Genomic DNA, 24,220 nt, shown 5'->3' with positions numbered 1-24,220 from the left:
GGGCCGGCCCTGGCCGGTTCAAGGTTTTGTGACTATGGTAACGGTACCATAGCGGCCCTGACAGGGCCGGGTGTCCGGGCATCCGGACGCCTTAAAAGAATAACGATAGGGAGAAGCCAACGTGCATACCCGCCACACCTCCATCCGCCGCCTGGTCCTGGCCGGCGTCGCCGCCGTGGCCATCAGCGCCGTCGCCCAAGCCGCGGACAAGCCCACCGTTTATAAGGACCCCGCCGCACCGCTGGCCGCCCGCGTGGACGATCTGCTGGCGCGCATGACCCTGGATGAGAAGGTGGCCCAGTTGATCGCCGTCTGGGATCACAAGCCCGCCATCTTCGACGCGTCCATGAACTTCGACCCCACCAAGGCCAGCGGCGTCTACCCCAACGGCCTGGGGCAGTTCACCCGTCCCAACGATGAAAAGGGCAGCGGCTCCCTGCGCACGCAGCGCTGGCGCGATACCAAGGGTACGGTCGCCATGGTGAACGCCGTCCAGCATTGGGCGGTTGAAAAGACTCGGCTGGGCATCCCCGTGCTGTTCCATGAAGAGGGGCTGCACGGCTATCCCTCCATCGGGCCCACCAGCTTTCCCCAGGCTATCGCCCAGGCCAGCAGCTGGGCCCCGGACCTGATCCGCGAGGTCGACAGCGTCGTCGCCCGCGAAATCCGCGTGCGCGGTATCAGCCTGGTGCTGTCGCCGGTGGTGGACGTGGCCCGCGACCCGCGCTGGGGCCGTATCGAGGAGACCTTCGGCGAGGATCCCTACCTGGCGGGGGAAATGGGCGTGGCCGCCGTCCAGGGCCTGCAGGGTGACAGCCTGCCCCTGGCCGATGGCAAGGTCTTCGCCACGTTGAAGCACCTGACTGGCCACGGCCAGCCGGAAAGCGGCACCAACGTGGGCCCAGCCTCGCTGGGAGAACGCACGCTGCGCGAAATGTTTTTCCCGCCGTTCGAGCAGGTGATCCACCGAACCAACGTGCGCGCCGTCATGGCCTCCTACAATGAGATCGACGGTGTGCCCAGCCATGTGAACACCTGGCTGCTGCAGGATGTGCTGCGCGGGGAATGGGGCTATAAGGGCGCCATCATCAGCGACTATTCCGGCGTCGACCAGCTGGTCAGCATCCACCATGTGGTGCCGGACCTGCCGGCGGCGGCCATCCGCGCCATCAAGGCCGGCGTGGACGCCGATCTGCCGGACGGCGAGTCCTATGCCAGCCTGGCGGACAGCGTACGCGCCGGCAAGGTGAAGGAACAGGTCATAGACCGCGCCGTCCGCCGCATCCTGGAACTGAAATTCCAGGCGGGCCTGTTCGAACATCCCTATGCCGACGCCGACCAGGCCGAGGCCCTGACCGGCAACGGCGAGGCCCGGGCTGTGGCGCTGAAGGCGGCGCAGAAGGCGGTGGTGTTGCTGAAGAACGATGGCGTGCTGCCGCTCGACACCGCCAAGGTCAAGACACTGGCTGTCATCGGCCCCAACGCCGCCGTGGCCCATCTGGGCGGCTATTCCGGCCAGCCCAAGCAGACCGTCAGCATCCTGGACGGAATCAAGGCCAAGGTGGGCGCGCGCGTGAAGGTGACCTATGCCGAAGGCGTGCGCATCACCAAGGGCGACGACTGGTATGCCGACACCGTCGAATTGGCCGATCCACAGGAGAACGCCCGGCTGATCCAACAGGCCGTCGCGGTGGCCAGGGCCGCCGACCACATCGTGCTGGTCATCGGCGACAATGAACAGACCAGCCGCGAGGGCTGGGCCAAGAACCACCTGGGCGACCGCGACAGCCTGGACCTGGTGGGGCAGCAGAACGACCTGGCGAAGGCGCTGTTCGCCCTGGGCAAGCCGGTGGTCGTGGTGCTGCAGAACGGGCGGCCGCTGTCGGTGGTGGACGTGGCGGCCAAGTCCAACGCCCTGATCGAGGGCTGGTACCTGGGGCAGGAGGGCGGCACCGCCATGGCCGACGTCCTGTTCGGCGACGTGAACCCGGGCGGCAAGCTGCCGGTCACCATCCCGCGTTCTGTCGGGCAACTGCCCATGTTCTACAACAAGAAGCCCAGCGCCCGGCGCGGCTATCTGTTCGACACCACCGACCCGCTGTTCCCCTTCGGCTATGGCCTCAGCTACACCACCTTCGACGTGGGGGCCCCGCGCCTGTCGACGCCCACCATCCGCAAGGACGGCACGGTCACCGTGTCGGTGGATGTGAAGAACACCGGCAAGCGGGTGGGGGATGAGGTGGTGCAACTGTACCTGCACCAGCAGGTCGCCTCCGTCACCCGGCCGGTGAAGGAACTGAAGGGCTTCCAGCGCGTCACCCTGGCCCCGGGCGAAAACCGCACGGTGACCTTCACCCTCGATGCGCAGGCGCTGGGCCTGTGGAACCAGGACATGAAGCGGGTGGTGGAACCGGGGGCCTTTGACATCATGGCGGGCGACAACTCCGTCGACCTGAAGACCGCCGTGCTGACGGTCACGGAGTGAGATCCATGAAGCGCCTCGCCCGTTCGCTGCTGGTGGCCGCCGCCGCCATCGCGCTGTCCCCCAGGCCTGGGCCCTGGGGCAGGTTTCCTATGTCGAGGGTGAGGCCACGCCCGGTGGCTTCGCCATCGTCCAGGGCGGCATCGCAGCCCCCCTTCATGTCGATGCCCAGGATTATGCCGGCGTGCAACGCGCCGCGCGTGACCTGGCGGCCGACATTGGCAAGGTCACCGGCGTCACCCCCGCCGTCGCCACGGAGGGGAAGAGCACCGGCGGCCTGCCCATCCTGGTGGGCACGCTGGGCCACAGCCCCACCATCGACCGGCTGGCGGCGGAGGGGAAGATCGACGTCACCGCCATCAAGGGCAAGTGGGAGGCGTTCCGCATCCAGGTGGTGGCCAACCCGGCGCCGGGCATCACCAGCGCCCTGGTCATCGCCGGCAGCGACAAGCGCGGCACCATCTATGGCCTGTACGACGTCTCGGAACAGATCGGCGTGTCACCCTGGGCCTGGTGGGCCGACGTGCCGGTGCGCCACCGCGACAGCCTCTACGTCAAGGCCGGCACCTATGGCGAGGACCCAGCGCCGGTCAAATACCGGGGCATCTTCCTGAATGACGAGGCGCCGGCCCTGACCGGCTGGGCCCGGGAGAAGTTCGGCGGCCTGAACCACCAGTTCTATGAGCATGTCTTCGAACTGATCCTGCGGCTGAAGGGCAACTACCTGTGGCCCGCCATGTGGGGCAACGCCTTCAACGAGGATGACCCGCTGAACCCCAAGATCGCCGATGAATACGGCATCGTCATGGGCAATTCCCATCACGAGCCCATGCTGCGGTCGCAGCAGGAATGGAAGCGCCACGGCAGCGGCCCCTGGGACTATGCCCAGAACGGCGCGGTGCTGCGCCAGTTCTGGACGGACGGCGTCCGCCGCAACAAGGATTATGAGAGCATCGTCACCATCGGCATGCGCGGCGACGGCGACATGCCCATGACCGGCGACGCGGCGGCGGCCAACACCGCTTTGCTGGAAAAGATCGTGGCCGACCAGCGCCAAATCCTGGCCAAAGAGGTCAACCCCGATGTCACCCAGATCCCGCAGATCTGGGCGCTCTACAAGGAAGTGCAGGAGTATTACGAGAAGGGCATGCGCGTGCCCGACGACGTGACCCTGCTGTGGTGCGATGACAATTGGGGCGATGTCCGCCGCCTGCCCACGGCGGAGGAACGCAAGCGCCCCGGCGGGGCCGGCATGTACTATCACTTCGACTATGTCGGCGATCCCCGGAACTACAAATGGATCAACACCAACTCCCTGCCCAAGGTCTGGGAACAGATGAACCTGACCTTGGAGTATGGCGCCGACCGGGTGTGGATCGTGAACGTGGGCGACCTGAAGCCCATGGAATTGCCCATCGAGTTCTTCCTGGATTACGCCCGCAACCCCAGCCGCTGGCCCAAGGAGAAGTTGCCGGAATTCACGGCGGCCTGGGCGGAGCGGGAGTTCGGGCCGGAGCATGCGGCCGAGATCGCGGCCCTGGTCACCCGCTACGGCATGCTGATCAGCCGCCGTAAGCCCGAACTGCTGGATGCCAACACCTTCAGCCTGACCGATTACCGCGAGGCGGAACGCGTGGTGGCGGACTACCAGGACCTGGTGGCGAAGGCGGAGGCCATACACCAGGCCTTGCCGGCCGATGCCCGCGACGCCTTCTTCCAGCTCGTGCTGCATCCCGCCAAGGCGGCGGCCCAGGTGACGGAACTGTATGTCGCCGTCGGCCGCAACCGCCTGTATGCCGACCAGGGACGCGCCTCCGCGAATGCGGAGGCTGCCAAGGCGCGGGCCCTGTTCCAGGCCGATGCCGACCTGACGAAGCAGTACCACGCGCTGAACGGCGGCAAGTGGAACCACATGATGGATCAGACCCACATCGGCTACACCTATTGGCAGGAGCCGCACGCCAACGTGATGCCGGAGGTGCGCGAACTGACCCTGCCGGCCGGGGCGAAGCTGGGTGTGGCGGTGGAGGGGAGCCGGCAGGCCTGGCCCGCCCTGGACGGCAAGCCGGTGAAGGATGCCGCCGTCCTGCCCGACCTGGATGTCGCCAATAAACCAAGCCGTTACATTGATATCTTCAACCGGGGATCAAAGCCCTTCGCCTACACCGCCAAGGCCAGTGCGCCCTGGATCATCCTGAGCCAGGCCAAGGGCACAGTGACGGCCGACACCCGCCTGCAGGTGGCGGTGGATTGGGCCAAGGTCCCCGCCGGGACCAGCCCGGGCAGCGTCACGATTAGCGGTGCCGGGGGCAGCGTCACCGTCCACCTGCGGGCCCTGAACACGCCAGCACCGCAGGATGGCCAGCCGGCCTTTGTCGCCGCCGACGGCTATGTGTCCATGGAGGCGGAGCACTATACTGGCAAGGCCGACGCCGGCGGGGCGGCCTGGGAGAAGATCCCGAACTATGGCCGCACCCTGTCCGGCCTGGCGCCGTTCCCCGTGACCTCGGCCAGCTTCGCGGCCGGCCAGGGGCCACGCCTGGACTATCGCGTCTACCTCCCGGCGGGGGGGCCGGTGACGGTGCAGGCCATCGTCGGCCCCACGCTGAACTTTGTGCCGGGGCGCGGTTTGCGTTATGCCGTCGCCATCGATGACGAGGCGCCGCAGGTGGTGGACATCTTGGCCATGAACGGGGTCGCCAACTGGTCCAAGGCGGTGCAGGACAATGCGCGCAAGCCCACCAGCCACCATACGGTGACCGGCGCCGGCTATCACACCGTCCACGTCTGGATGGTGGATCCGGCGGTTGTGCTGACCAAGCTGGTGGTGGACCTGGGCGGGGTGAAGCCCAGCTATCTGGGGCCGCCGGAAAGCGCCCGGGTGGCGGCGCGATAAGAACAGGGTGGGGAAGAAAACATCATGTGTCTGAAGCGATTGCTGGCCCTGGCCGCCGGGCTGATGCTAACCGCCGCGCCAGTTCTGGCACAAGAAGCGCCCCTGCAGGTGGCCTTGACCATGGACGATCTGCCGGTGCACGGCCCCCTGCCACCGGGCCTGACCCGGGCGGAGGTGGCGCGCCGCGTGCTGGCGGCGTTCAAGGCCGCCGGGGTGCCGGAGGTCTATGGCTTCGTCAACGCCAAGGGCTTGGATGAGGGCGACGATGCCGCCCAGGTGCTGACCCTGTGGCGCCAGGCCGGCTATCCCTTGGGCAACCATGTTTACGCCCATGACGACCTGCACGGCCACGACGTGGCCGCCTTCACCGCCGCCGTCACCGCCGATGAGGTGGCGCTGAAGCACTATATGGGCGACGCGGACTGGCACTGGCTGCGTTTCCCCTATCTGCATATCGGGGAAACGCCGGAAAAGCGGCGGGTGGTGGCGGCCTTCCTGAAGGACCACGGCTATCGCGTGGCCGAGGTGACGCTCAGCTTCAACGATTACCTTTACAACGCGCCCTATGCCCGCTGCATGGCCAAGGGTGACCAGGCGGCGGTGGCGCAGTTGCGCCAGAACTACCTGGACCGGGCGGCGGAATCGCTGACCATCGGGCGGCAGCAGGCGCGGACGCTGTACGGCCGCGATGTGCCCCATGTCATGCTGCTGCACATCGGCGCGTTTGAGACGGTGATGCTGCCGGAACTGCTGTCGCTGATGAAGGCGCAGGGTGCGACCTTCGTGCCGCTGGCCCAGGCGGAAGCGGACCCCATCTACGCCCCCAACCCGGACGCCCCGTCCGACGGCACGGGCGGCCTGCTGGACCGCGAGATGGCCAGCCGCCATCTGACCCCGTCGGCGCACAGCCCCGATCCGTCCCCCTGGCTGGACACCGTATGCCGCTGACGCCCCTACATCGAGGATACGCCTGATGCGCTTCCGTTCCCTTTTCCTGGCCGGGGTTCTATTGGCCTCGACCTCTGCTTTCGGGGTCGCCCAAGCGGCAAATGCGATCCAACCAGACGCCACCAAGTGGGTGGGCAGTTGGATGGCGTCCGCCCTGGCGGGCGGCGCCGATTCCGCGCCGCCGGCGCCCGCCTTCACCGACGCCACCTTGCGCCAGGTGGTGCACCTGACCTTGGGCGGCGCCCGTGTGCGTTTCCGCCTGTCCAACGCCTTCGGCACAGCTCCGTTGACCATCCCCGGCGCCCATGTCGCCCTGTCGGCGAAGGAGGGAAAGACGCCCAGCGCCGCCATCCGCGCTGGCAGCGACCACGCCCTGACCTTCAACAGCCAACCATCCGTCACCATTCCCGCCGGCGGCATGGTCTGGTCCGACCCGGTGGACATGGCCGTGCCCGACATGGCGGACCTGGCCGTCAGCCTGCGCCTGAAGGACGTGCCGGCCACGGTCACCGCGCACCCCGGTTCCCGCGCCACCAGCTATATCGCCACCGGTGACGCCCTGGCCGCCGCCGACCTGCCCGGCGCCGTTCCCGTCACCCACTGGTACATCCTGACCGGCGTGGATGTGCAGGCGCCAGCGGCGGCCAATGCCGTCGTGGTTCTGGGCGACAGCATCACCGACGGACGCGACAGCACGACCGACGGCAACGGCCGCTGGACGGATGCGCTGGCCCGGAACCTGCTGCGGGGCAAAAGCCCCGTGGGCGTGCTGAACGCCGGCATCGGCGGCAACCGCCTGCTGCTGGACGGCATCGGCCCCCGCGCGCTGGACCGCCTGGACCGGGACGTGCTGGACCAGACGGGCGTGCGCTGGGTCATCGTGCTGGAGGGCATCAACGACCTGGCGACGGCCCTGAAGGCGGAGGAACGCAAGGAGGTGGCGGCGACACCGGACGCCATCATCGCGGCCTACCGCCAGATCATAGCCCGCGCCCATGCGCGCGGGCTGCTGGTCTATGGCTCCACCATCCTGCCCTGCCAAGGCATCGGTTATTGCGCCCCGGCGATGGAGCCGAACCGCCAGAAGGTGAATGCCTGGATTCGCGGCAGCGGCGCCTTCGACGCCGTCATCGACCTGGACCGCACGCTGGAGGATCCCAAGAATCCCGGCCATCTGTTGCCGGAGGCCGACGGCGGTGACCACCTGCATCCCGGCGACACCGGCTATCGCCTGATGGCGGAGGGCACCGACCTCGCGCTGTTCGCTCGCTAAGCGTTCCCTCAATCGCCGGGCGGCCACGTCCGTGGCCTTGGCTTCCTCGCTCCGCCCTGCGGTGCTCGCTTCGGCGGACGCAGTCGCGTCCTAAACAACATGAGGCTAGGCCTCATGTTGTTGGAGTCACAGCGCCGCCGGCGGGATCTTCGCCAGGATGCCGGAGCGGAAGGGGCCGGGGCGGTCGCCCCGCATCAGCACGCCGGTGTCGCTGGCGGCATACTGCGCGGCCAGTTCCAGGGCGGCGGCGGCCGTTTCGGGCGTGGGTGCCTTGTCGCAGAACAGGTAGCTGGGCTTGCCCGGGCCCGACAGGGCCACGGTGCAGGCGCGGTCGCACCCGCTCATGCACTCCACCCCGTTCAGGGCCACCTGGTCGCGCCCCGGCCACTCGGCGTGCAGGGCGGCCACGGCCTCGAACAACAGGCGGCCGTCGCGCACGGCGTCCGGGGACGCGCCCTTGGGGCGGCAGGTGACGCAGATGTGCAGGGTGTGGGAGGGCAGTTCGCTCACCGGGGGACTTCCTCAAGGCCAGAACGCGGGCGACTATGGGCCAGGTGGGGCGGCGGGCGTCAAGGGGCATATCCGCCGTCACAGCGGCGGCGTCCGTCCACCGCTACAAGATCAACTTTCCCGTGCCTCCAGGATCGCGGCCCAATGCCAACCACCCCCGTCGAGATTTCCACCACCCGTGCCCGCCATCTGTGGCTGGCGGCCCAGCGCCTGCTGGATGCGGCCCCCTTTGGCGCGGGGCCGGAGGCGGTGGCCCGGGCGACCGCGCATCTGGGCTATGTCCAGATCGACACCATCAACGTCATCGAGCGCTGCCACCACCACATCCTGCAGACCCGCATCCCCGACTATGTCCGGGGGGACCTGGCGGCGGCGCAGTCGGTGGACAAGTCCGTCTTCGAATATTGGGCGCACGCCCTGGCCTACATCCCCACGGCCGACTATCGCTATTTCGCGCCCGACATGCGCCAAATTCGGGATAATCCGCCGCCCCACTACGCCGCCATCAACCGGCGCGACTACGCCGCCCTGTTGCGCCGCATCGGGGAGGAGGGGGCGCTCAGCATCCGCGACATCGACGATGAGGTGCTGGTGGAGAAGGAACATCTGTGGGCCAGCCGCAAGCCGTCCAAGCGCCTGCTGAACTTCGGCTTTTACAACGGCGACCTCGCCATCTCCCGCCGCGACGGCATGCTGAAGGCCTATGAGCTGACCGATCGCCATTTCGGCTGGGAGCGGCGGCCCCGCCCGGCGACAGCGGCGCAGGTGGCCGATTATCTGTTGACCCGGGCGCTGCGCAGCCAAGCCGTCGTCAGCCTGGAGTCCATCTGCTACGGCAATCTTAGCCTCAAGACCCAGATCCTGCCTCTGATCGAGAAGGGGGTGCGTGCTGGCCGCCTGGCGCCAGTGATCCTCGCCGGGGCGGAGAAAGTGCCCCATTGGGCCGAAGCTGCGGTGCTGGAAAGCACGCTGCCGCCCGTGCCGGCCGACCTGGTGCACATCCTGTCGCCCTTCGACCCCCTGGTCATCCAGCGCAAGCGGCTGGAGGCCATCTTCGGCTACGCCCACCGGTTCGAGGCTTATGTGCCGGCGGCCAAGCGGGTGCTGGGCTATTTCGCCCTGCCGGTGCTGGTGGGGGATGAGATCGTGGCCGCGCTGGACCTGAAAACCGACCGCCAGGCCGGCCGCCTGCTGGTGCAGCGCTGGACTTGGATGGTGCCGGAACGGCCGGACCTGAAGACCGCCATCGAGGAAGCGCTGGGTCGCTTCCAGCGCTTCCAATTGGCGCCCCAGGCGGCCGCGCCGTCAGTCCTGACGGCTTGAGGGCAAGGTTTCCAGTAACGGCCGGGCCAGCTGCAACACCTGATAGATCACGGCCGTGGGTGGAAGGCCGGCGGGCTCCTCCGCTGTCAGGCGGATACGGGTCAGGGTCCAGGTGCGGGCGTCCACGCCCACGGCGGTGGCGACGATGTCCGCCCCCTCCGCCACCTCGCGGTTGAGCGCGATCTCATCCGCCCACACCCGGCCCAGGGCCACGTCCACACCGATAGGCGCATTGTCCACCACGGCGAAGCGGGCGTCGCGGGCGGGGCCCTTGCGCGCGTCCAGCGCCACGCGCACGTCGATGTCGGCCCGGCCGAAGGTGTCGGTAACGGTCTTGTAGCGGTCCTGGACCAGGAAATCGCGGAAGGCCGCATCCTGCCGCCACAGGTACAGGGCCGAATAGGCATTGGCGATGGCGCCGTGCCGCCCCGCCTGACGCAACAGGAAGCCCTTGAAATACAGGTCGGGAATGGCGGCCCAGCGCTCAGCATTGGCAGCGGCCCGCTGGTGCAGGATGTCCAGGTCGTAATCGGCCGTCAGGCGGTGGCTGTAATGCGCGATCAACATCGGTGGTTCCTCCCATGGCTGCGATGCGGGGGAGGATAGCGGTACCCTGATGATCACATAATTATATGAATTTCTATTTCAGAGATTTCAGTTTGAAATGAATGTGGACTCAGCCGTTGACTGCCTCAAGGCTGAAGGATCAGGACCAGATAGGTGCAGGGCCGGTCGCCCCGGTTCTCGAACACGCAGTCGGCCGGTGGGCCCAGTTCCAGGCTGTCGCCGGCCGCCAGGCGGTGCTCGATGTCGCCTTCGGTGAAGGTCAGCTCGTTGGTCAGCACGTGGATGATGTGGCGGGTGAAGGCGTAGGCCGAGGCGGGGAAGGGCACGCGGGCCCCCGCCGGCAGGTCGATATGCACCAGTTCCAGCGGCAGCTCGGACCCCGGCGGGGGTGCCACCAGGCGGCGGACATAGCCGGTGGCGGGGTCACGCCAACTGCGCTGCTCCCCTGCGCGCAACAGGCGACGGCGTCCGTCATCCTCCGCGCGGGCAAGCAGCGCCGACAGGGTCAGGCCGAAGGCGCCCGAGAGCCGGCCAAGCAGGGAGGCGGTCGGGCTGCTTTCCGCCCGCTCGATCTTGTTGATCATGGCACGCGATACACCGGCGCGGTCCGACAGGTCGGTCAGCGACCAGCCGCGCGCCTCACGCTCCACCCGGATGCGGGCACCCAGCCGCGCGTCCAGCTCATCACCGTTTCCCGTCATAGGCTGCCCGAACCCCACTTGCCGAAAGCGGTATCGTATCACATAGTAGACGCGATGAAACTATAGTGAACGGATCGCCCATCATGACCCAGACCGTTTCCATCCGTCCCGCCACCCTGGACGATCTGGAAGGCATCCGCGTCATCTACAACCACGCGGTGGCGCACACGACGGCGATCTGGAACGAGGTGCAGGTGGATCTGGAGAACCGGCGCCAATGGTTCGAGGCGCGCCTGGCCCGGAATTTCCCGGTGCTGGTCGCGGTGGCAGAGGGGGAGGGGCAGGGGCAGGTCGTGGGCTACGCCGCCTATGGCGACTGGCGGCCCTTCGACGGTTTCCGCCATTCGGTGGAGAATTCCGTCTATGTGGCGCCCGAGGCGCAGGGGCGCGGGGTGGGGCAGGCGCTGCTGCGCGCCCTGGTGGACTGCGCGCGGGAGCGCGGCATCCATCGCATGATCGCGGCCATCGCCAGCGAGAACGCCATTTCCATCGCCCTGCACGCCAAGGTCGGCTTTCGCACCGTGGGCGTCTTTTCCGAGGCCGGCACCAAGTTCGGGCGCTGGCTGGACCTGACCTTCATGGAACTGGCGGTCGGGCGGGGCCAGCCGACCTGAGGCCGGCCCCGTCCTTCCCTAGGCCTCAACCCATCCTCAACCCATCGTGGGGATCACGAAGCTGGCGCCCTCCTTGGTGCCGGAGGGCCAGCGCGAGGTGACCGTCTTGGTCTTGGTGTAGAAGCGCACGCTGTCCGGCCCATGCTGGTTCAAATCGCCGAAGCCGGAGCGCTTCCAGCCGCCGAAGGTGTGATAGGCCAGCGGCACGGGGATGGGCACGTTCACGCCCACCATGCCCACATTCACCCGGCTGGTGAAATCGCGGGCGGTGTCGCCGTCGCGGGTGAAGATGGCCACGCCGTTGCCATAGGCGTGCTCATTGGGCAGGCGCAGGGCCTGCTCATAGCTGTCGGCCCGCACCACGGACAGCACCGGGCCGAAGATCTCGTCCTGGTAAATCTTCATGTCCGGGGTGACGTGGTCGAACAGGCTGCCGCCGATGAAATAACCGTTCTCGTGTCCCTGCATGCGGAAGCCGCGGCCATCCACCAACAGCTTGGCCCCCTCCTTGACGCCGGTGTCGATGTAGCCGCGCACCCGGTCCAGCGCCTGGCGGGTGACCAGCGGGCCATAGTCCGCCCCCTCGTCGGTGGACAGGCCCACGCGCAGGGATTCCACGCGCGGCACCAGCCGTGCCACCAGGGCGTCGGCCGTGCCCTTGCCCACCGGCACGGCGACCGAGATGGCCATGCAGCGCTCACCGGCGGAGCCATAGCCGGCGCCGATCAGCGCGTCCACCGCCTGGTCCAGGTCGGCGTCGGGCATGATGATCATGTGATTCTTGGCGCCGCCGAAGCACTGGGCGCGTTTCCCATGCTGGGCCGCCGTGGCGTAGATGTAGTTGGCGATGTCGCTGCTGCCGACGAAGCCCACGGCCTGGATGCGCGGATCGGTCAGCAGCGTGTCCACCGCCACCTTGTCGCCATTCACCACGTTGAAGATGCCCTCGGGCAGGCCGGCCTCCAGGAACAGCTCCGCCAGGCGCAGGGGCACCGACGGGTCGCGCTCCGACGGCTTCAGCACGAAGGCGTTGCCGCAGGCGATGGCGGGGGCCGCTTTCCACAGCGGGATCATGGCCGGGAAGTTGAAGGGCGTGATGCCGGCGACCACGCCCAGGGGCTGGCGCATGGAATAGACGTCGATGCCGGGGCCGGCGCTGTCGGTGTATTCCCCCTTGAGCAGGTGGGGGCTACCGATGGCGAATTCCGCCACCTCCAACCCCCGCTGGATGTCGCCCTTGGCGTCGGCGATGGTCTTGCCATGTTCGGAGGACAGCAACCGCGCCAGGCTGTTCATGTCGCGGTTCACCAGGTCCACGAACTTCATCAGCACGCGGGCCCGGCGTTGCGGGTTGGTCGCGGCCCAGGCCGGCTGCGCGGCCGCGGCGTTGGCGATGGCCGCCTCCACCTCATCCTGGCCGGCCAACGGCACCTTGGCCTGCACCTCGCCGGTGTTGGGGTCGAACACGTCGCCGAAGCGGCCGGACGTGCCGGCGACGGCGCGCCCGCCGATGAAATGGGTCAATTCCCGGGCCATGGGGCTTCCTCTCCTGCTATGGGACCGCTGTTGTTTTGCAGAAGTTAAGCATTCATATTCCCGCACGTACAGGGCGGATATTCGCCATTGGTTGTGCATGGATTCCCACATGGAAAGCTCTTTTGACTGGGACGCCCTGCAATCCTTCCTGGCCGTGGTCCGCGCAGGCAAGCTGACCGCCGCCGCCCGGCGCATGGGTGTGGATCATTCCACCCTCAGCCGCCGCATCGCCGACCTGGAACGCACCCTGCAGACCCAGTTGTTCACCCGTAGCGTCCAGGGCTATGCCCTGACCCCGCAGGGGGAGAAGTTGCTGGCTTCGGCCCAGGCCATGGAATCCGTGGCGCTGGGCATCTTGGGCGAGGTGGCGGGCTCCAGCCTCAAGGTGGCGGGCACGGTGCGCATCGGCGCACCCGACGGCTTCGGCACCGTGTTCCTGGCCCCCCGGCTGGGCGATCTGGGCGCGGCGCACCCGGATCTGGTGGTGGAACTGGTCACCACCCCCCGCCTGTTCAGCCTGACCAAGCGCGAGGCCGACATCGCCATCGGCCTGGCCCCGCCGCGCGAGGGGCGCCTGCATGCCCGCAAGCTGACGGATTACCGGCTGGGGCTGTACGCCGCCGTCGATTACCTGGAGCGCCGGGGGGCGCCGCAGCGCCGCGCCGACCTGCGGGACCACCGCCTGATCGGCTATGTCGGGGAACTGATCTACGCGCCCGAGCTGGATTACATCCCCCTGATCGAGAAGGATCTGGTGCCCAGCATCACCAGTTCCAACCTGCTGGCCCAATACCACATGACCCTAGCGGGGCAGGGGCTGTGCGTCCTGCCCTGCTTCATGGCGGGGCAGGAGCCGCGCCTGCGGCGAGTCCTACCCGACACGGTGTCCCTGACCCGGTCCTTTTGGCTGATCGTCCATTCCGACCTGCGCGCCCTGGCGCGGGTGCGCATCACCTCCGACTTCATTGTCGAGGCGGTGCGGGCGGAGCGGCCGATCTTCCTGCCGGACGCCTAGCGCCGGCCGACCGGAACTTTGCCGCGCCACCGCCGGTTTCCTTTCCACATTCAGGAGGGAGGCTATTCCAAGATGACCACGACGCAGGACATGGGCGGCGACACCACCCCGGCGGTGGAATTGAACATCAGCCCGGAAAAGGTCTGCTTCATCATCGTCAAGGCGCGGGAATTCGATGTGAAGGTCGACCCGGTGGAACCGGACCCGGGCTCCAATCCTGCCGACGATGGTGAGCGTGCGGTGCTGGAGGATTACGCCGACGACCCCACCCAGGCGGAACTGGTGGGGGCCATCGCCAGCCTGAACGACGATGAAGTGGTGGATCTGATCGCACTGACCTGGATCGGCCGAGGCGATTACACGGCCGCCGAATGGGATGAGGCGCGCGCCCTGGCAGCCGAGCGCCACCGGGAGGGATCGGCCCGCTATCTCATCGGCATCCCCACCCTGGGCGATTTCCTGGAGGAGGGCCTGGCCGCGCTGGGGCACTCCTGCGAGGAGTTCGAGGTCAACCGTCTGTGAGCGCCGGAGCCATTGCCCCCGGAACCATTACGGGGGCGTGCCGATTGACTTTGTGTCGGCGCTGACGGCGCCGGCCAGCGAAGACACATCCGTCCCATCCCGGAGGAACACCATGGGCTTGTTCACCAAGGACATCGAGACCATGAACGACCTGTTCGTTCATCAGCTGAAGGACATCTATTACGCCGAAAAGCGCATCCTGAAGGCGCTGCCTGACATGATCGAGAAGGCGACCAACCCGGAACTAAAGCAGGGCTTCCAAACCCATCTGCGCGAAACCGAGGGCCAGATCAGCCGGCTGGAGCAGGTGTTCCGCCAGCACGGTGTGGAGCCCGAGGCCGTGAAGTGCCCCGCGATTGACGGCATTATCGATGAGGCGGACGACATCGCCGGCGACGTCGATGACAAGCAGGTTCTGGATGCTGCCCTGGTCGCCGCGGGCCAAGCGGTGGAGCATTACGAGATCTCCCGCTATGGCACGCTGGTGACCTGGGCCAAGCTGCTGGGCCGCGACGATTGCGCTGCCCTGCTGCACCAGAACCTGGAAGAGGAAAAGGCCACGGACGAGAAGCTGACCATGCTGGCCAAGTCCCACATCAACGCCATGGCCGCCGAATAAGTCCGCCGGTTCCGGTCAGGGCTCCCGCGTCAGCCGGGGCCCGCCCGTTCCAACAGTCCCTCCTTGGCCGCCCCCTTCGCCACCGCGCGGGGGGCGGCCGTTTCGTCCTGGTGCCCCGCTGACCAACGGCGCCCCGGCCCGCCAGCGCCTCGGCGAAGGATTCGCCCCAGGCCAGCGCCGTCTTGTCCTTGATGACGTCCCAAAGGCTCTGCCACCGCTCCCGCCGCTCCTCCAGCGGCATGGTCAGCGCACGGCGTAGCGCCGCCTGGATTTGATCAGGGTCGTAGGGGTTGACCTGCAGGGCGGCCTGCAACTGGGTGGCGGCGCCGGCGAAGCGGGACAGGATCAGCACACCGGGATCCGACGGGTCTTGCGCCGCCACGAACTCCTTGGCCACCAGGTTCATGCCGTCGCGCAAAGGGGTAACCAAGCCCACCCGGGCATGCCGCATGTAGCTGGCGACCGTGTTGCGGGTGCTGCTTTGCGTCACCAGCTTCAACGGGGTCCAGTCGGGGTCGGCGTAGGCGCCGTTGGTGGCGCCCGCGATCTTCTCCAACTCGCGTAGCAGGCTGCGATAGGCCTGCACCCCTTCGCGCGACTTCGCGGCGATCTGCAGGAAGCTGACGCGCCGGCGCCAGTCGGGCTCCACCGCCAGGAACTGCTGGTAGGCCGTCAGCCGCTCCGCCAAGCCCTTGCTGGGGTCCAGCCGGTCGACACCCAGCACCAGGGCGCGGTCACGCAGGTTGTGGGCCAGATCCTGGGCCGGCGCGCGCTGCATGGCCCCCTCCGTGACGCGCGCGAACTCCCGCGCGTCGATCTCCACCGGGAAAACGCCCAGGCGCACAGTGCGCTCCCCCAGCTTCAGGCCCGTCCGGCCCACCCGCCGGGCCCCGGCGTACTGCGCCGCCGTCTGCGCGAAATGCTCCGCATCGGTCGCGGTCTGGAAGCCGATGAGGTCGGCGGACAAGACATCGCGCACAAGGGCCAGCAGGCCCTCCGATATGGCGGCCACCACCGGCGGGGGAAAGGGGATGTGCAGGAAAAAGCCGATGGGGTTGGACACCCGCAGCTCCCGCAGGGCCGCCGGCACGGCCAGCAACTGGTAATCCTGCACCCAGACCAGATCCCCCCGTTTCAGCAGCCCCTTCAGCGCCTGGGCGAAGCGCGCATTCACCGCGCGGTAGGTTTCCAGCTCATGCGGGTGGAAGCGCACCACACCGGGCAGGATGTGCATCAAGGGCCATAGGACGCTGTTGGAGAAACCCAGATAGTATTTGCGGTGTTCTTCCGGCGTCAGGTCGATCATGGCGCAACTGACGCCTTGCCGGTCGACAATGCGCGGTTCAGCCGCCGGCTTCTCGGTCAGCGCGTCGCTCCACCCGAACCACAGTCCCTTATGCCGCCGCAAAAGGTCGGCCAGGGCCACCACCAGGCCACCGGCCTGTGGTGTGCCGGCGGCCGGGACCCGGTTGGAAACGATGACCAGGCGCTTCATGGATGCCCCCTGAATGGTGTCTGCCCACGCAGGCAACATTCCAGGTCCGCTCCGGTTCCCGGCCCCGGCTGAAAAATGCGCGACGCTTCAAGGGTTTCCCTTCTTGTTGGTCGACCAGGTCAGCCGACCAGGAAGGGCCGCACCACCGCCAGGAACTCCGTTAACCGGTCGTGGTGCGGCCAGTGGCCGGCATCCGGGATCAGGGCTGTCCGCCCCTGCTTGAACAGGGCGGCGGCGCCATTGGTCTCCGGGTCCTGTACCCAGCTTTTGGCGCCAGTGACCAGCAGGGTGGGGCAGGCGACGGCCGCCCACAGCTCCGTCAGTTCATCCACGCTGATGCGGAAGGGAAAGGCGGTGCGGACGTAGTTGTCGAATTTCCAGCTATAGGTGCCGTCCTCGTTCCGGTGCAGGCCATGAACCGTCAGATGGTGCGCCTGCTCGGCCGACAGGAAGCTGTTCTCCGCCTGCATGCGGGCCTCGGCCTCCTCCAGCGTCTGGTATTTGCGCGGGCCACGGGCGGATAGTTCATGCACCTTCTCCACCCAGGCGCGGAAACGCTCGGGCAGGGGCTTCTGCTCCCGCAGCTCCTGCAAGGGCCAGGTGCCCTCCACCACCGCCAGCCGCTCCACCAGCTCGGGATAGAAGCTGGCTAGGAACAGTGCCGCCGCGCCGCCATAGGAGTGGCCCATGACCACGACCTTGCGGCCCGCCCGCTGGCGCAGCAACTGCACCAGGTCGGCCACCACCTCCGCCAGGGTGTAGGCCCCGCCCGGCGACCAGGCAGAGTCGCCATGGCCGCGCAGGTCCGGCGCCAGGATGTGGAAGTCGCGCACCAGCTCCTCCGCCACCCAATCCCAGCTGCGGCAGTGGTCGCGGCCGCCATGGACCAGCAGCAGCGTAGGCTTGTCCTCCCGCCCCCACTCCACATAATGCAGGCGCAGACGGTCGGAGAAATAGAAGCGTGACACAGGCCCGTTCATTGGCTTCTTCCCTGTCTTGTTATGAAGGCGGAACGAGATAGGCCGTCCTTTTGTTCGTCCCTTCAATCCCGCTCGGCGATGGACTCCCGCTCCACCTCCGGCGACACCCAGTCCAGCATCAGCCGGTTCTGCCGCCGCGCCAGCAGCACGGCCATCTCCGGGTCGCGGGCCAGGATGGCGTCCACGATGCGCAGGCGGCCGGTGCGCCAGTGGGCGCAGCGGTCGGGATGGCCCTGGAAGACACGCAGGTTGGCATCGCGCTGGCCGAATTCGAACAGGGTGCGATGAAACAGCTCCAGGGCCGGATTGCCCGCCATACGCATGAGGATGGCGTACAGCGCCACCTCGTCCCGCACCACGTCGGCGGCCAGGTAGGTCACCTCCCGCCGGTCGACCAGATTCTGGCGGAACTCCGCCAAATCCAGCCGGGCATCCACAGTGTCGGTCAGCGCCGCCAGGCGCGCGGCCTCGACATTCACCAGCTGGAAAGCGTCCAGCACGTCGCGCACCGTGGTCTGGCGCAGCCGCAGGTACAGCGCCGCCGCCTGGGTGACGGCGCCAATGTCGGGGCGCCGGCCGTAATAGCCGCCGCCGTTACCCCGCCGGACCACCAGCAGCTGCTCCTGCTCCAGGATACGGGCGGTCTGACGCAGGGTGGGGCGGCTCAACCCATAACGGGCCAGCAACTCCTCCTCCGAGCCCAAGGGCGCGCCGTCGGGCAGGGCCAGGATCTCATCACGCATCCGCCGTGCCGCCTGGGCCGGCGCCCCGCCCCGGGAGGGTTGGGTCCGGGACGTCTTTGCAGTCTGGGTGGTCACGTTGCTAGGTTCACAGGTACCGGTTTGGGGTGGAAGAGCCCGCGGATCGCGCCGGATCATTTCAGGATTGGCGCTAACAGGCAACCTTTCGGGCCTCCACCCTTCGGCGGACCAGGCGCGCGCGTAAGGCGCGCGCGGGTGACCGAGGGCAATTCGCAAACTTCGCAATACCCCTTTCCAGCCTTCACTCCCTTTTCCTAGCCAGGCCCGGCGGATCGCTGAATAATCCCCCCCAACCATCGATCTTCGCTTGCCCGTCCGTCACCGAAGGGTAGGGATGACAGGGCAGGCGCGCATGTCATCCGCGAACCCGGCGCGGCCCGGGGTCCCGCCGGCGCCGGCGGGAAGACGCCAATAATCCTGGAGAGGATGCCCCCATGTCCGAGTTCACGTACGAGAACATCCTGGTCGAGGTGCGCGGCCCCGTGGCCCTGATCCGCCTGAACCGGCCCAAGGCGCTGAACGCCCTGTCCGACGGCCTGGTGACGGATCTGCAGCACGCGCTGGACCGGCTGGAGGATGACGACGCCATTGGCGCCATCGTGGTGACGGGCAGCGAGAAGGCCTTCGCGGCCGGTGCCGACATCAAGGAGATGAAGGACAAGTCCTACATGGACGCCTATCTGGGCGACTTCATCACCAAGAAGTGGGGCCGGCTGGCCACCTGCCGCAAGCCGACCATCGCGGCCGTCGCCGGTTACGCCCTGGGCGGCGGCTGCGAGTTGGCCATGATGGCGGACATCCTGCTGGCGGCGGACACCGCCAAGTTCGGGCAACCGGAAATCACCATCGGCACCATCCCTGGCGCTGGCGGCACCCAGCGCCTGACCCGCGCCATCGGCAAGGCCAAGGCCATGGAGCTGGTGCTGACCGGCCGCATGATGGACGCGGCGGAGGCCGAGCGCGCCGGCCTGGTGGCGCGCATTGTGCCGGCGGCCGATCTGGTGGAAGAGGCGGTGCGGGTGGCGGAGAAGATCTGCGGCTACTCCCGCCCGGCGGTGATGATGGCCAAGGAGGCGGTGGACCGGGCGTTTGAATTGACGCTGACCGAGGGCCTGCGGTTCGAGCGCCGGCTGTTCCATTCCACCTTCGCGCTGGAAGACCAGAAGGAAGGCATGAGCGCGTTCGCGGAAAAGCGCCCGCCCCAGTTCAAGGGCCGCTGAGGGAACTCCAGGCCGGCAGGCCCATGCTTTTCACAGTATTGGAATCGAGATCATGCGTAGTGCCGTGAAAGTGGGTGCCGCCCGCTCCTGGGATGAGGAAAGCCTGGCCCGGCTGGTCGCCATGAACGCGGCCGGGCAGGACGACCGGGAAATCGCCCAGGCGCTGGGCAGGACCGTGGCGTCCGTCCAGCACAAGCGCCACCTGCTGCGCCTGGCCACCCCCGTGGACCATCGCCGGGGCCGGCGCATGCGCCTGGACGACGCGACGGCGGCGGCTCTCTGATCCGACCAGCCGTTCCGGTAATGATCGTCCCACGCGGTGCCCGCGCGCGTTCTTTTCGGCGTGCCGGGGGGCTGATTTGGTTTCGATCTGATCCCGCCGCTAGGCAGCTTTGAAAATCCGCCGTACCACCTCGACCCTAAAATGCATGACCGTATCCGGCTGGTGGATCGGTTAGGCTACCGTCCTGGGGACACGAAGGCTTGAGAAGATGACGTTCACGATAAACCGCACCTCCCATCCGACCGACGCCGCCACCCTGGCGCGCATCCTGGAAAACCCGGGCTTCGGCAAGGTATTCACCGACCACATGGTGACCATCCGCTGGACGGAGGGGCAGGGCTGGCACGATGCCACGGTCACGGCGCGGGTACCGTTCTCGCTCGACCCGGCTTCGGCCGTCCTGCATTACGCCCAGGAAATTTTCGAGGGCATGAAGGCCTACCGGGCGGCCGACGGCGGCGTGACCCTGTTCCGACCCGACGCCAATGCCAAGCGCTTCCGGGAATCGGCCGAGCGCATGGCCATGCCCCTGATCCCGGAAGAGCTGTTCCTGGAGGCGGTGGAACAGTTGGTGCGCATCGACCAGGATTGGGTTCCCGGCGGTGAAGGCAGCCTGTACCTGCGCCCCTTCATGTTCGCCAATGAGGCCTTCCTGGGCGTGCGGCCGGCGTCGGAATACATCTTCTGCGTCATCGCTTGCCCGGTGGGCGCCTACTTCAAGGGCGGGGCCAAGGCCATCACCATCTGGGCGCCGGAGAACTACACCCGCGCGGCGCCCGGCGGCACCGGTGCCGCCAAGTGCGGCGGCAACTACGCCGCCAGCCTGATCGCCCAGCTGGAGGCCAGCAAGCACGGCTGCGACCAGGTGGTGTTCCTGGACGCGGCGGAGCATCGCTGGATCGAGGAACTGGGCGGCATGAACGTCTTTTTCGTCCGTGACGACGGCAGCCTGCTGACGCCGCCGCTGACGGGCACCATCCTGCCCGGCATCACCCGCGATAGCATCATCCAGCTGGCCCGCTCGCTGGGCCGCACCGTGGTGGAGCAGCCCTATTCCCTGGCGCAGTGGAAGGAAGACGCCGCCACTGGCCGCGTGCGGGAGGCCTTCGCCTGCGGCACCGCCGCCGTGCTGGCCCCCATCGGCACCGTGCGCACCGCCCAGGGTGACTTCGTCATCGGCAATGGCGAGGGCGGGGCGACCACCGCCGACCTAAGGGAGCGCCTGGTCGGCATGCAGCGCGGCAGCCAGGCCCCGCTGGTGGAGAACTGGGTGCGCCGGGTCATTTGACCGTAACGCCTGATCAGGCGGGCATCCGGCTCCGGGTGCCCGCCGTTGATTTCTCCGCATTCGATTTCTCGGGGGCGGCCTGACCCGGCAGGCGCTTGGCGACGGCGCGCGCCACCTCCTCCGCGTGGATCAGCACCTGGGGCAGGCCCATCAGCTCACCGAAGGTGGCACGGGCCAGGGGGCCGGCGACCCACAGCGTCTCATCGGGCAGCCCGCGGGCGTCCAGGACGCGGCTGTGCTCATCCACCGCGATGCCCAGCCCCAGCGCGTCGGGGCGCAGGCGGCCCGAGGTGACCAGGGGGGCGAGGGCCGGAACGGCATCGATCAGGTGGTCGTGCGCCGGGCCAGTGGCCACCACCACCACGTCCACAGTGCGCGTCAAGGCCGCCCCACCGCGCCGGGGGCGCAAGGTGGCGCGGATCCCCTCCGGCCCGGCGGCGATGTCGGCCAGGCTGGCCGCCAAAATCTCAAGCTGTCCCCGCGCCTGCAACTTCTGGATGGTCGCCTCCGGCTGCGGGGCGATGCGATAGCGGTGCGCGTCCCAGAAGGGGCGCAGGTGGCGCAGCACCTTGCGCTTCTCCTCCAAGGGCAGGGCCTGCCAGACAACGCGGGCATCGCGGCGTACAGCGTCCAGCACCGCCTGCCATGGCCGGCCCTCCACCTCCGCCGCCGTGACCGTGGCGCGGATGCGGCGCAGCAGGGCCAGGGCCGTCCGCTCCGGCCGGGTGGTGAAATCGCCCACCAGATCGGTCGCGTCCAGGGCATGCCCCCGGGGCGTCAGCCCACGGCGGGAGAAGACGGTGATGGGCCCCCGGTGGCCGCCCGCGTCCAGGCTGGCGACGATGTCCGCCATGGTGAGGCCTGAGCCCACCACCAGCACGCGGGCGTCGGGGGCCACCGCCTCCAAGGCGCCAGGCGCCCAGGGATTGGCGATCAGGCGCGGGTCATCGCCCAGGGCTTGCGTCAGGATGCGGGGCGCGGCGGGCGGGGGATGGCTGGTGGCGATGATGACCACATCAGCCACCAGTCGGGCGCCATTCTCCAGCGCCACGGCGTAACCGATGGACTGGCCCGGCGGCGCGTCGCGGGGGATGGGAGTGACGGCCGCCGCGCGCCGCTGCACATGCCGGATATGGGCGGGGCCGTCCGATGCCGCCTGTTCCCGCACCAGCCCGTCGAGATAGCGCCCGAACTCCAGCCGGCTGGCGAAAATATGCCCGCCCTTGACCAGGGCCTGGGGATCGGTGGCCAGCACGCCGGAGCGGCGCAGCCAGCGGTCGAAATGCCCCATGTCGGCGGAAAAGGCGCTCATGCGCGCCGCCGGCACATTGATGCGATGCTGCGGGTCGGGCGTGGAATAGGCGACCCCGCCGCCCAGCAAGGGGCGCGGCTCCACGATGTCGATGTCCACGGGCACGGTCACTGCCCGGGCCAGGTGCAGGGCGGCCACGGCCCCGCTAAACCCGCCGCCCAGGATGACGACGCGGGGCGCGGCGCGATGGTAGGGCGTGTCACCCAGGGACATGGGGGAACCCGATCAAGTGATACCGTTCATAGGGCGGCGGCGGTCAGGCTGTCGGGTGCCAGAGTGTCAGGCGCCAGCGATTGGTTCAAGGCGGCACGTAGCCGCCTTTTATGAACTTCAAAATTATGGGCGTCGCGGTCCCGGGGGCGGGACAGGGCCACCGTCTGGATGTCATCGACCCGGCCGGGGCGGGGCCGCAGGGTCACCACGCGGTCGGCCAGCACCAGCGCTTCCTCGATATCATGGGTGACCAGCACCAGGGTCGGCCGGTCGAAGGCCCACAATTCCAGCAGGTGGTCCTGCAGGGCGGTGCGGGTCAGGGCGTCCAGGGCGGAGAATGGCTCATCCAGCAGGAGTACTTGCGGCCGGGTGACCAGCGCCCGCGCCAGCGCCGCGCGCTGCGCCTGGCCGCCCGACAGTTCCCGCGGCCAGGCCTGGGCATGTTCGGCCAAGCCCACCCGCTCCAGCGCCAGGGCCACGCGCACGGCGCGCTCGCCAGCATCCAGCGCGGACAATCCGAAACCGACGTTCTCCGCAACCGTCAGCCAGGGCAGCAGGCGCGGTTCCTGGAACACCAGGCCCACGGCCGGATGGGGCCCGCGCACCACGTCGCTGCCCACCCAAACCGATCCGGCGCTGGGCGTCTCCAACCCGGCGACCAAGCGCAACAGAGTGCTCTTGCCGCAGCCGGAGCCGCCGACGATGGCCAGGATTTCGCCCGCCGGCACGCTGAGGTCGATGCCACCCAGGGCGCGCAGGCCGTTGGGGTAGGTCTTGGCCAAGCCAGCGATCTCCACCGCGACACTCATCACCGTCCCCCCTGATAGGCGTCCTGCCAGCGCAGGGCCGGCTTGAACAGTGCCACAAGCAGGGCATCCGCCATCTTGCCCAGCAGGGCGAACACCAGGATGGCGGCGATGATCTGGTCCGGCTTGCCCAGTTGCTGGCCATCCACCAGCAGATAACCGATGCCCTCCGACGCGCCCATGTACTCGGCCGCCACCACGAACATCCAGCCCAGACCCAATCCGGTGCGTAGCGCCACCACCAGCGCCGGCAGGATGGCGGGCAACAGGATGCGCCGCGCGAGGGCCAGGCCGGACAGCCGATAGATGCGTCCCACCTCCACGATCTTGCGATCCACCCCCAGCACCGCCGCCATGACGCCGAGGTAGACGGGAAAGAAGACGCCCACCGCGATCAGCGCCACCTTGGACGTCTCGAAAATGCCCAGCCACAGCAGGAACAGGGGCACCCAGGCCAGGGAGGGGATGGCGCGCAGTCCTTGCAGGGCCGGGTCCACCAGGCGGCGGAACAGGGGCGAATAGCTGGCCGCGAGGCCGGACAGGATGCCGGCGGCACCGCCCAGGACGAAGCCCGCGCCAACGCGGGCGGCGGTGGCGCCGACATGGGGCCACAGCTCGCCGGACCGTGCCAATTTCCACAGGGCCGCGGCCACCCGGCTGGGTGGGGGCACCAGACGACCGCTGGCCAGCCCGGCCTGCACCACGATTTCCCACCCCGCCGCCGCCAGCAGCGGCAGGGCAAGGCCCAGCAGCAGGGGGCGCCAGTCCGGCCAGGCCACGCGCCAGGGGCGGGGGCCGGCGGCGGCGATGGCCAACGTCCCGTTCTCCAGCCCCGCCGTCGCCTCCACCGTCATGG

At 68.3% G+C, this 24,220-nt stretch carries 23 protein-coding genes; 12 read left to right on the top strand and 11 right to left on the bottom strand.

What is annotated here, in order from left to right; all coding sequences use genetic code 11:
* Positions 1 to 121 precede the first annotated feature (121 nt).
* A complete protein-coding gene (locus UCD39_RS10215) occupies positions 122 to 2,485 on the top strand; it encodes a glycoside hydrolase family 3 N-terminal domain-containing protein (protein WP_330495919.1) in 2,364 nt (787 codons plus the stop codon).
* On the opposite strand, the gene UCD39_RS10210 is transcribed toward UCD39_RS10215, so the two are convergent.
* Positions 2,475 to 2,672 (bottom strand): hypothetical protein, encoded by a 198-nt coding sequence (locus UCD39_RS10210; RefSeq protein WP_330495918.1) that lies wholly within the window; start codon positions 2,670 to 2,672, stop codon positions 2,475 to 2,477. The two genes, UCD39_RS10215 and UCD39_RS10210, sit on opposite strands and share 11 nt — an antisense overlap.
* On the opposite strand from UCD39_RS10210, the gene UCD39_RS10205 reads away from it, so the two are divergent.
* Genes UCD39_RS10205 through UCD39_RS10195 form a run of 3 tightly spaced genes read left to right on the top strand, consistent with a single transcriptional unit; the run spans position 2,667 to position 7,599 of the window.
* Positions 2,667 to 5,378, top strand: coding sequence for a glycosyl hydrolase 115 family protein (locus UCD39_RS10205; RefSeq protein ID WP_330495916.1), 2,712 nt, complete (start codon positions 2,667 to 2,669; stop codon positions 5,376 to 5,378). The genes UCD39_RS10210 and UCD39_RS10205 overlap by 6 nt on opposite strands.
* Before the next feature lie 24 nt (positions 5,379 to 5,402).
* Positions 5,403 to 6,326, top strand: a complete 924-nt coding sequence (locus UCD39_RS10200; RefSeq protein WP_330495915.1) for a polysaccharide deacetylase family protein — start codon at positions 5,403 to 5,405, stop codon at positions 6,324 to 6,326.
* Positions 6,327 to 6,351: 25 nt separating this feature from the next.
* Positions 6,352 to 7,599 (top strand): SGNH/GDSL hydrolase family protein, encoded by a 1,248-nt coding sequence (locus UCD39_RS10195; protein WP_330495914.1) that lies wholly within the window; start codon positions 6,352 to 6,354, stop codon positions 7,597 to 7,599.
* Between the two features lie 126 nt (positions 7,600 to 7,725).
* Here UCD39_RS10195 and UCD39_RS10190 read toward each other — a convergent pair whose 3' ends face one another.
* Positions 7,726 to 8,109 carry a DUF1636 family protein gene (locus UCD39_RS10190; protein ID WP_330495913.1) on the bottom strand — a complete coding sequence of 128 codons (384 nt, stop codon included), beginning with the start codon at positions 8,107 to 8,109 and terminating at the stop codon, positions 7,726 to 7,728.
* 144 nt (positions 8,110 to 8,253) lie between these two features.
* Between UCD39_RS10190 and UCD39_RS10185 the strand changes: the two genes are divergently transcribed.
* A complete protein-coding gene (locus tag UCD39_RS10185) occupies positions 8,254 to 9,432 on the top strand; it encodes a winged helix-turn-helix domain-containing protein (protein WP_330495912.1) in 1,179 nt (392 codons plus the stop codon).
* Here the strand turns inward: UCD39_RS10185 and UCD39_RS10180 are convergent.
* Positions 9,415 to 9,999: a DUF4865 family protein gene (locus UCD39_RS10180; RefSeq protein WP_330495911.1), complete on the bottom strand. Its 585-nt coding sequence runs from the start codon at positions 9,997 to 9,999 to the stop codon at positions 9,415 to 9,417. The genes UCD39_RS10185 and UCD39_RS10180 overlap by 18 nt on opposite strands.
* Positions 10,000 to 10,124: 125 nt before the next feature.
* Positions 10,125 to 10,700: a helix-turn-helix domain-containing protein gene (locus UCD39_RS10175; protein WP_330495910.1), complete on the bottom strand. Its 576-nt coding sequence runs from the start codon at positions 10,698 to 10,700 to the stop codon at positions 10,125 to 10,127.
* An 83-nt stretch (positions 10,701 to 10,783) separates the two neighbouring features.
* Here UCD39_RS10175 and UCD39_RS10170 point away from each other — a divergent pair, with 83 nt between their 5' ends.
* The gene (locus UCD39_RS10170) at positions 10,784 to 11,314 is read left to right on the top strand and encodes a GNAT family N-acetyltransferase (RefSeq protein ID WP_330495909.1); all 531 of its coding nucleotides are present in this window, start codon (positions 10,784 to 10,786) and stop codon (positions 11,312 to 11,314) included.
* A gap of 36 nt (positions 11,315 to 11,350) precedes the next feature.
* On the opposite strand, the gene UCD39_RS10165 is transcribed toward UCD39_RS10170, so the two are convergent.
* Positions 11,351 to 12,850, bottom strand: a complete 1,500-nt coding sequence (locus UCD39_RS10165) for a CoA-acylating methylmalonate-semialdehyde dehydrogenase (RefSeq protein ID WP_330495908.1) — start codon at positions 12,848 to 12,850, stop codon at positions 11,351 to 11,353.
* Between the two features lie 109 nt (positions 12,851 to 12,959).
* Here UCD39_RS10165 and UCD39_RS10160 point away from each other — a divergent pair, with 109 nt between their 5' ends.
* The 3 genes from UCD39_RS10160 (at position 12,960) to UCD39_RS10150 (ending at position 15,006) form a co-directional block, all read left to right on the top strand.
* The gene (locus tag UCD39_RS10160) at positions 12,960 to 13,865 is read left to right on the top strand and encodes a LysR family transcriptional regulator (RefSeq protein WP_145733986.1); all 906 of its coding nucleotides are present in this window, start codon (positions 12,960 to 12,962) and stop codon (positions 13,863 to 13,865) included.
* 72 nt (positions 13,866 to 13,937) lie between these two features.
* Entirely contained in the window at positions 13,938 to 14,387 is a 450-nt protein-coding gene (locus tag UCD39_RS10155) for a DUF3775 domain-containing protein (protein WP_330495907.1), read from the top strand.
* Positions 14,388 to 14,499: 112 nt separating this feature from the next.
* Positions 14,500 to 15,006, top strand: coding sequence for a YciE/YciF ferroxidase family protein (locus UCD39_RS10150; protein WP_145733988.1), 507 nt, complete (start codon positions 14,500 to 14,502; stop codon positions 15,004 to 15,006).
* On the opposite strand, the gene UCD39_RS10145 is transcribed toward UCD39_RS10150, so the two are convergent.
* From UCD39_RS10145 to UCD39_RS10135, 3 genes are all read right to left on the bottom strand, one after another.
* A complete protein-coding gene (locus UCD39_RS10145; RefSeq protein ID WP_330495906.1) occupies positions 14,984 to 16,501 on the bottom strand; it encodes an alpha,alpha-trehalose-phosphate synthase (UDP-forming) in 1,518 nt (505 codons plus the stop codon). The two genes, UCD39_RS10150 and UCD39_RS10145, sit on opposite strands and share 23 nt — an antisense overlap.
* A gap of 119 nt (positions 16,502 to 16,620) precedes the next feature.
* The gene (locus UCD39_RS10140) at positions 16,621 to 17,481 is read right to left on the bottom strand and encodes an alpha/beta fold hydrolase (RefSeq protein ID WP_330495905.1); all 861 of its coding nucleotides are present in this window, start codon (positions 17,479 to 17,481) and stop codon (positions 16,621 to 16,623) included.
* A 62-nt stretch (positions 17,482 to 17,543) separates the two neighbouring features.
* Positions 17,544 to 18,359 (bottom strand): FadR/GntR family transcriptional regulator, encoded by an 816-nt coding sequence (locus UCD39_RS10135; RefSeq protein WP_330495904.1) that lies wholly within the window; start codon positions 18,357 to 18,359, stop codon positions 17,544 to 17,546.
* Positions 18,360 to 18,676: 317 nt separating this feature from the next.
* Here UCD39_RS10135 and UCD39_RS10130 point away from each other — a divergent pair, with 317 nt between their 5' ends.
* The 3 genes from UCD39_RS10130 (at position 18,677) to UCD39_RS10120 (ending at position 21,033) form a co-directional block, all read left to right on the top strand.
* Positions 18,677 to 19,462, top strand: coding sequence for an enoyl-CoA hydratase (locus UCD39_RS10130; RefSeq protein WP_145733996.1), 786 nt, complete (start codon positions 18,677 to 18,679; stop codon positions 19,460 to 19,462).
* A 52-nt stretch (positions 19,463 to 19,514) separates the two neighbouring features.
* Positions 19,515 to 19,745 (top strand): hypothetical protein, encoded by a 231-nt coding sequence (locus UCD39_RS10125; protein WP_330495903.1) that lies wholly within the window; start codon positions 19,515 to 19,517, stop codon positions 19,743 to 19,745.
* A 208-nt stretch (positions 19,746 to 19,953) separates the two neighbouring features.
* Positions 19,954 to 21,033, top strand: coding sequence for a branched-chain amino acid aminotransferase (locus UCD39_RS10120; protein WP_330495902.1), 1,080 nt, complete (start codon positions 19,954 to 19,956; stop codon positions 21,031 to 21,033).
* A 13-nt stretch (positions 21,034 to 21,046) separates the two neighbouring features.
* Here the strand turns inward: UCD39_RS10120 and UCD39_RS10115 are convergent, their stop codons facing one another.
* From UCD39_RS10115 to UCD39_RS10105, 3 genes are read right to left on the bottom strand one after another with little or no spacing between them, the layout of a single operon-like run.
* Positions 21,047 to 22,558 (bottom strand): FAD/NAD(P)-binding protein, encoded by a 1,512-nt coding sequence (locus UCD39_RS10115; RefSeq protein ID WP_330495901.1) that lies wholly within the window; start codon positions 22,556 to 22,558, stop codon positions 21,047 to 21,049.
* 26 nt (positions 22,559 to 22,584) lie between these two features.
* Positions 22,585 to 23,367: an ABC transporter ATP-binding protein gene (locus UCD39_RS10110; RefSeq protein ID WP_330495900.1), complete on the bottom strand. Its 783-nt coding sequence runs from the start codon at positions 23,365 to 23,367 to the stop codon at positions 22,585 to 22,587.
* The gene (locus tag UCD39_RS10105; RefSeq protein WP_330495899.1) at positions 23,367 to 24,218 is read right to left on the bottom strand and encodes an ABC transporter permease; all 852 of its coding nucleotides are present in this window, start codon (positions 24,216 to 24,218) and stop codon (positions 23,367 to 23,369) included. Before UCD39_RS10105 ends, UCD39_RS10110 begins: the two co-directional genes overlap by 1 nt.
* Positions 24,219 to 24,220: the final 2 nt, after the last annotated feature.

The sequence above is a fragment of the Nitrospirillum karajorum genome, assembly GCF_036348415.1.
Taxonomy (GTDB): domain Bacteria; phylum Pseudomonadota; class Alphaproteobacteria; order Azospirillales; family Azospirillaceae; genus Nitrospirillum; species Nitrospirillum amazonense_B.
The sequence above is the reverse complement of the archived record's forward strand: the minus strand, read 5'-3'. Positions and strand labels throughout refer to the sequence as shown.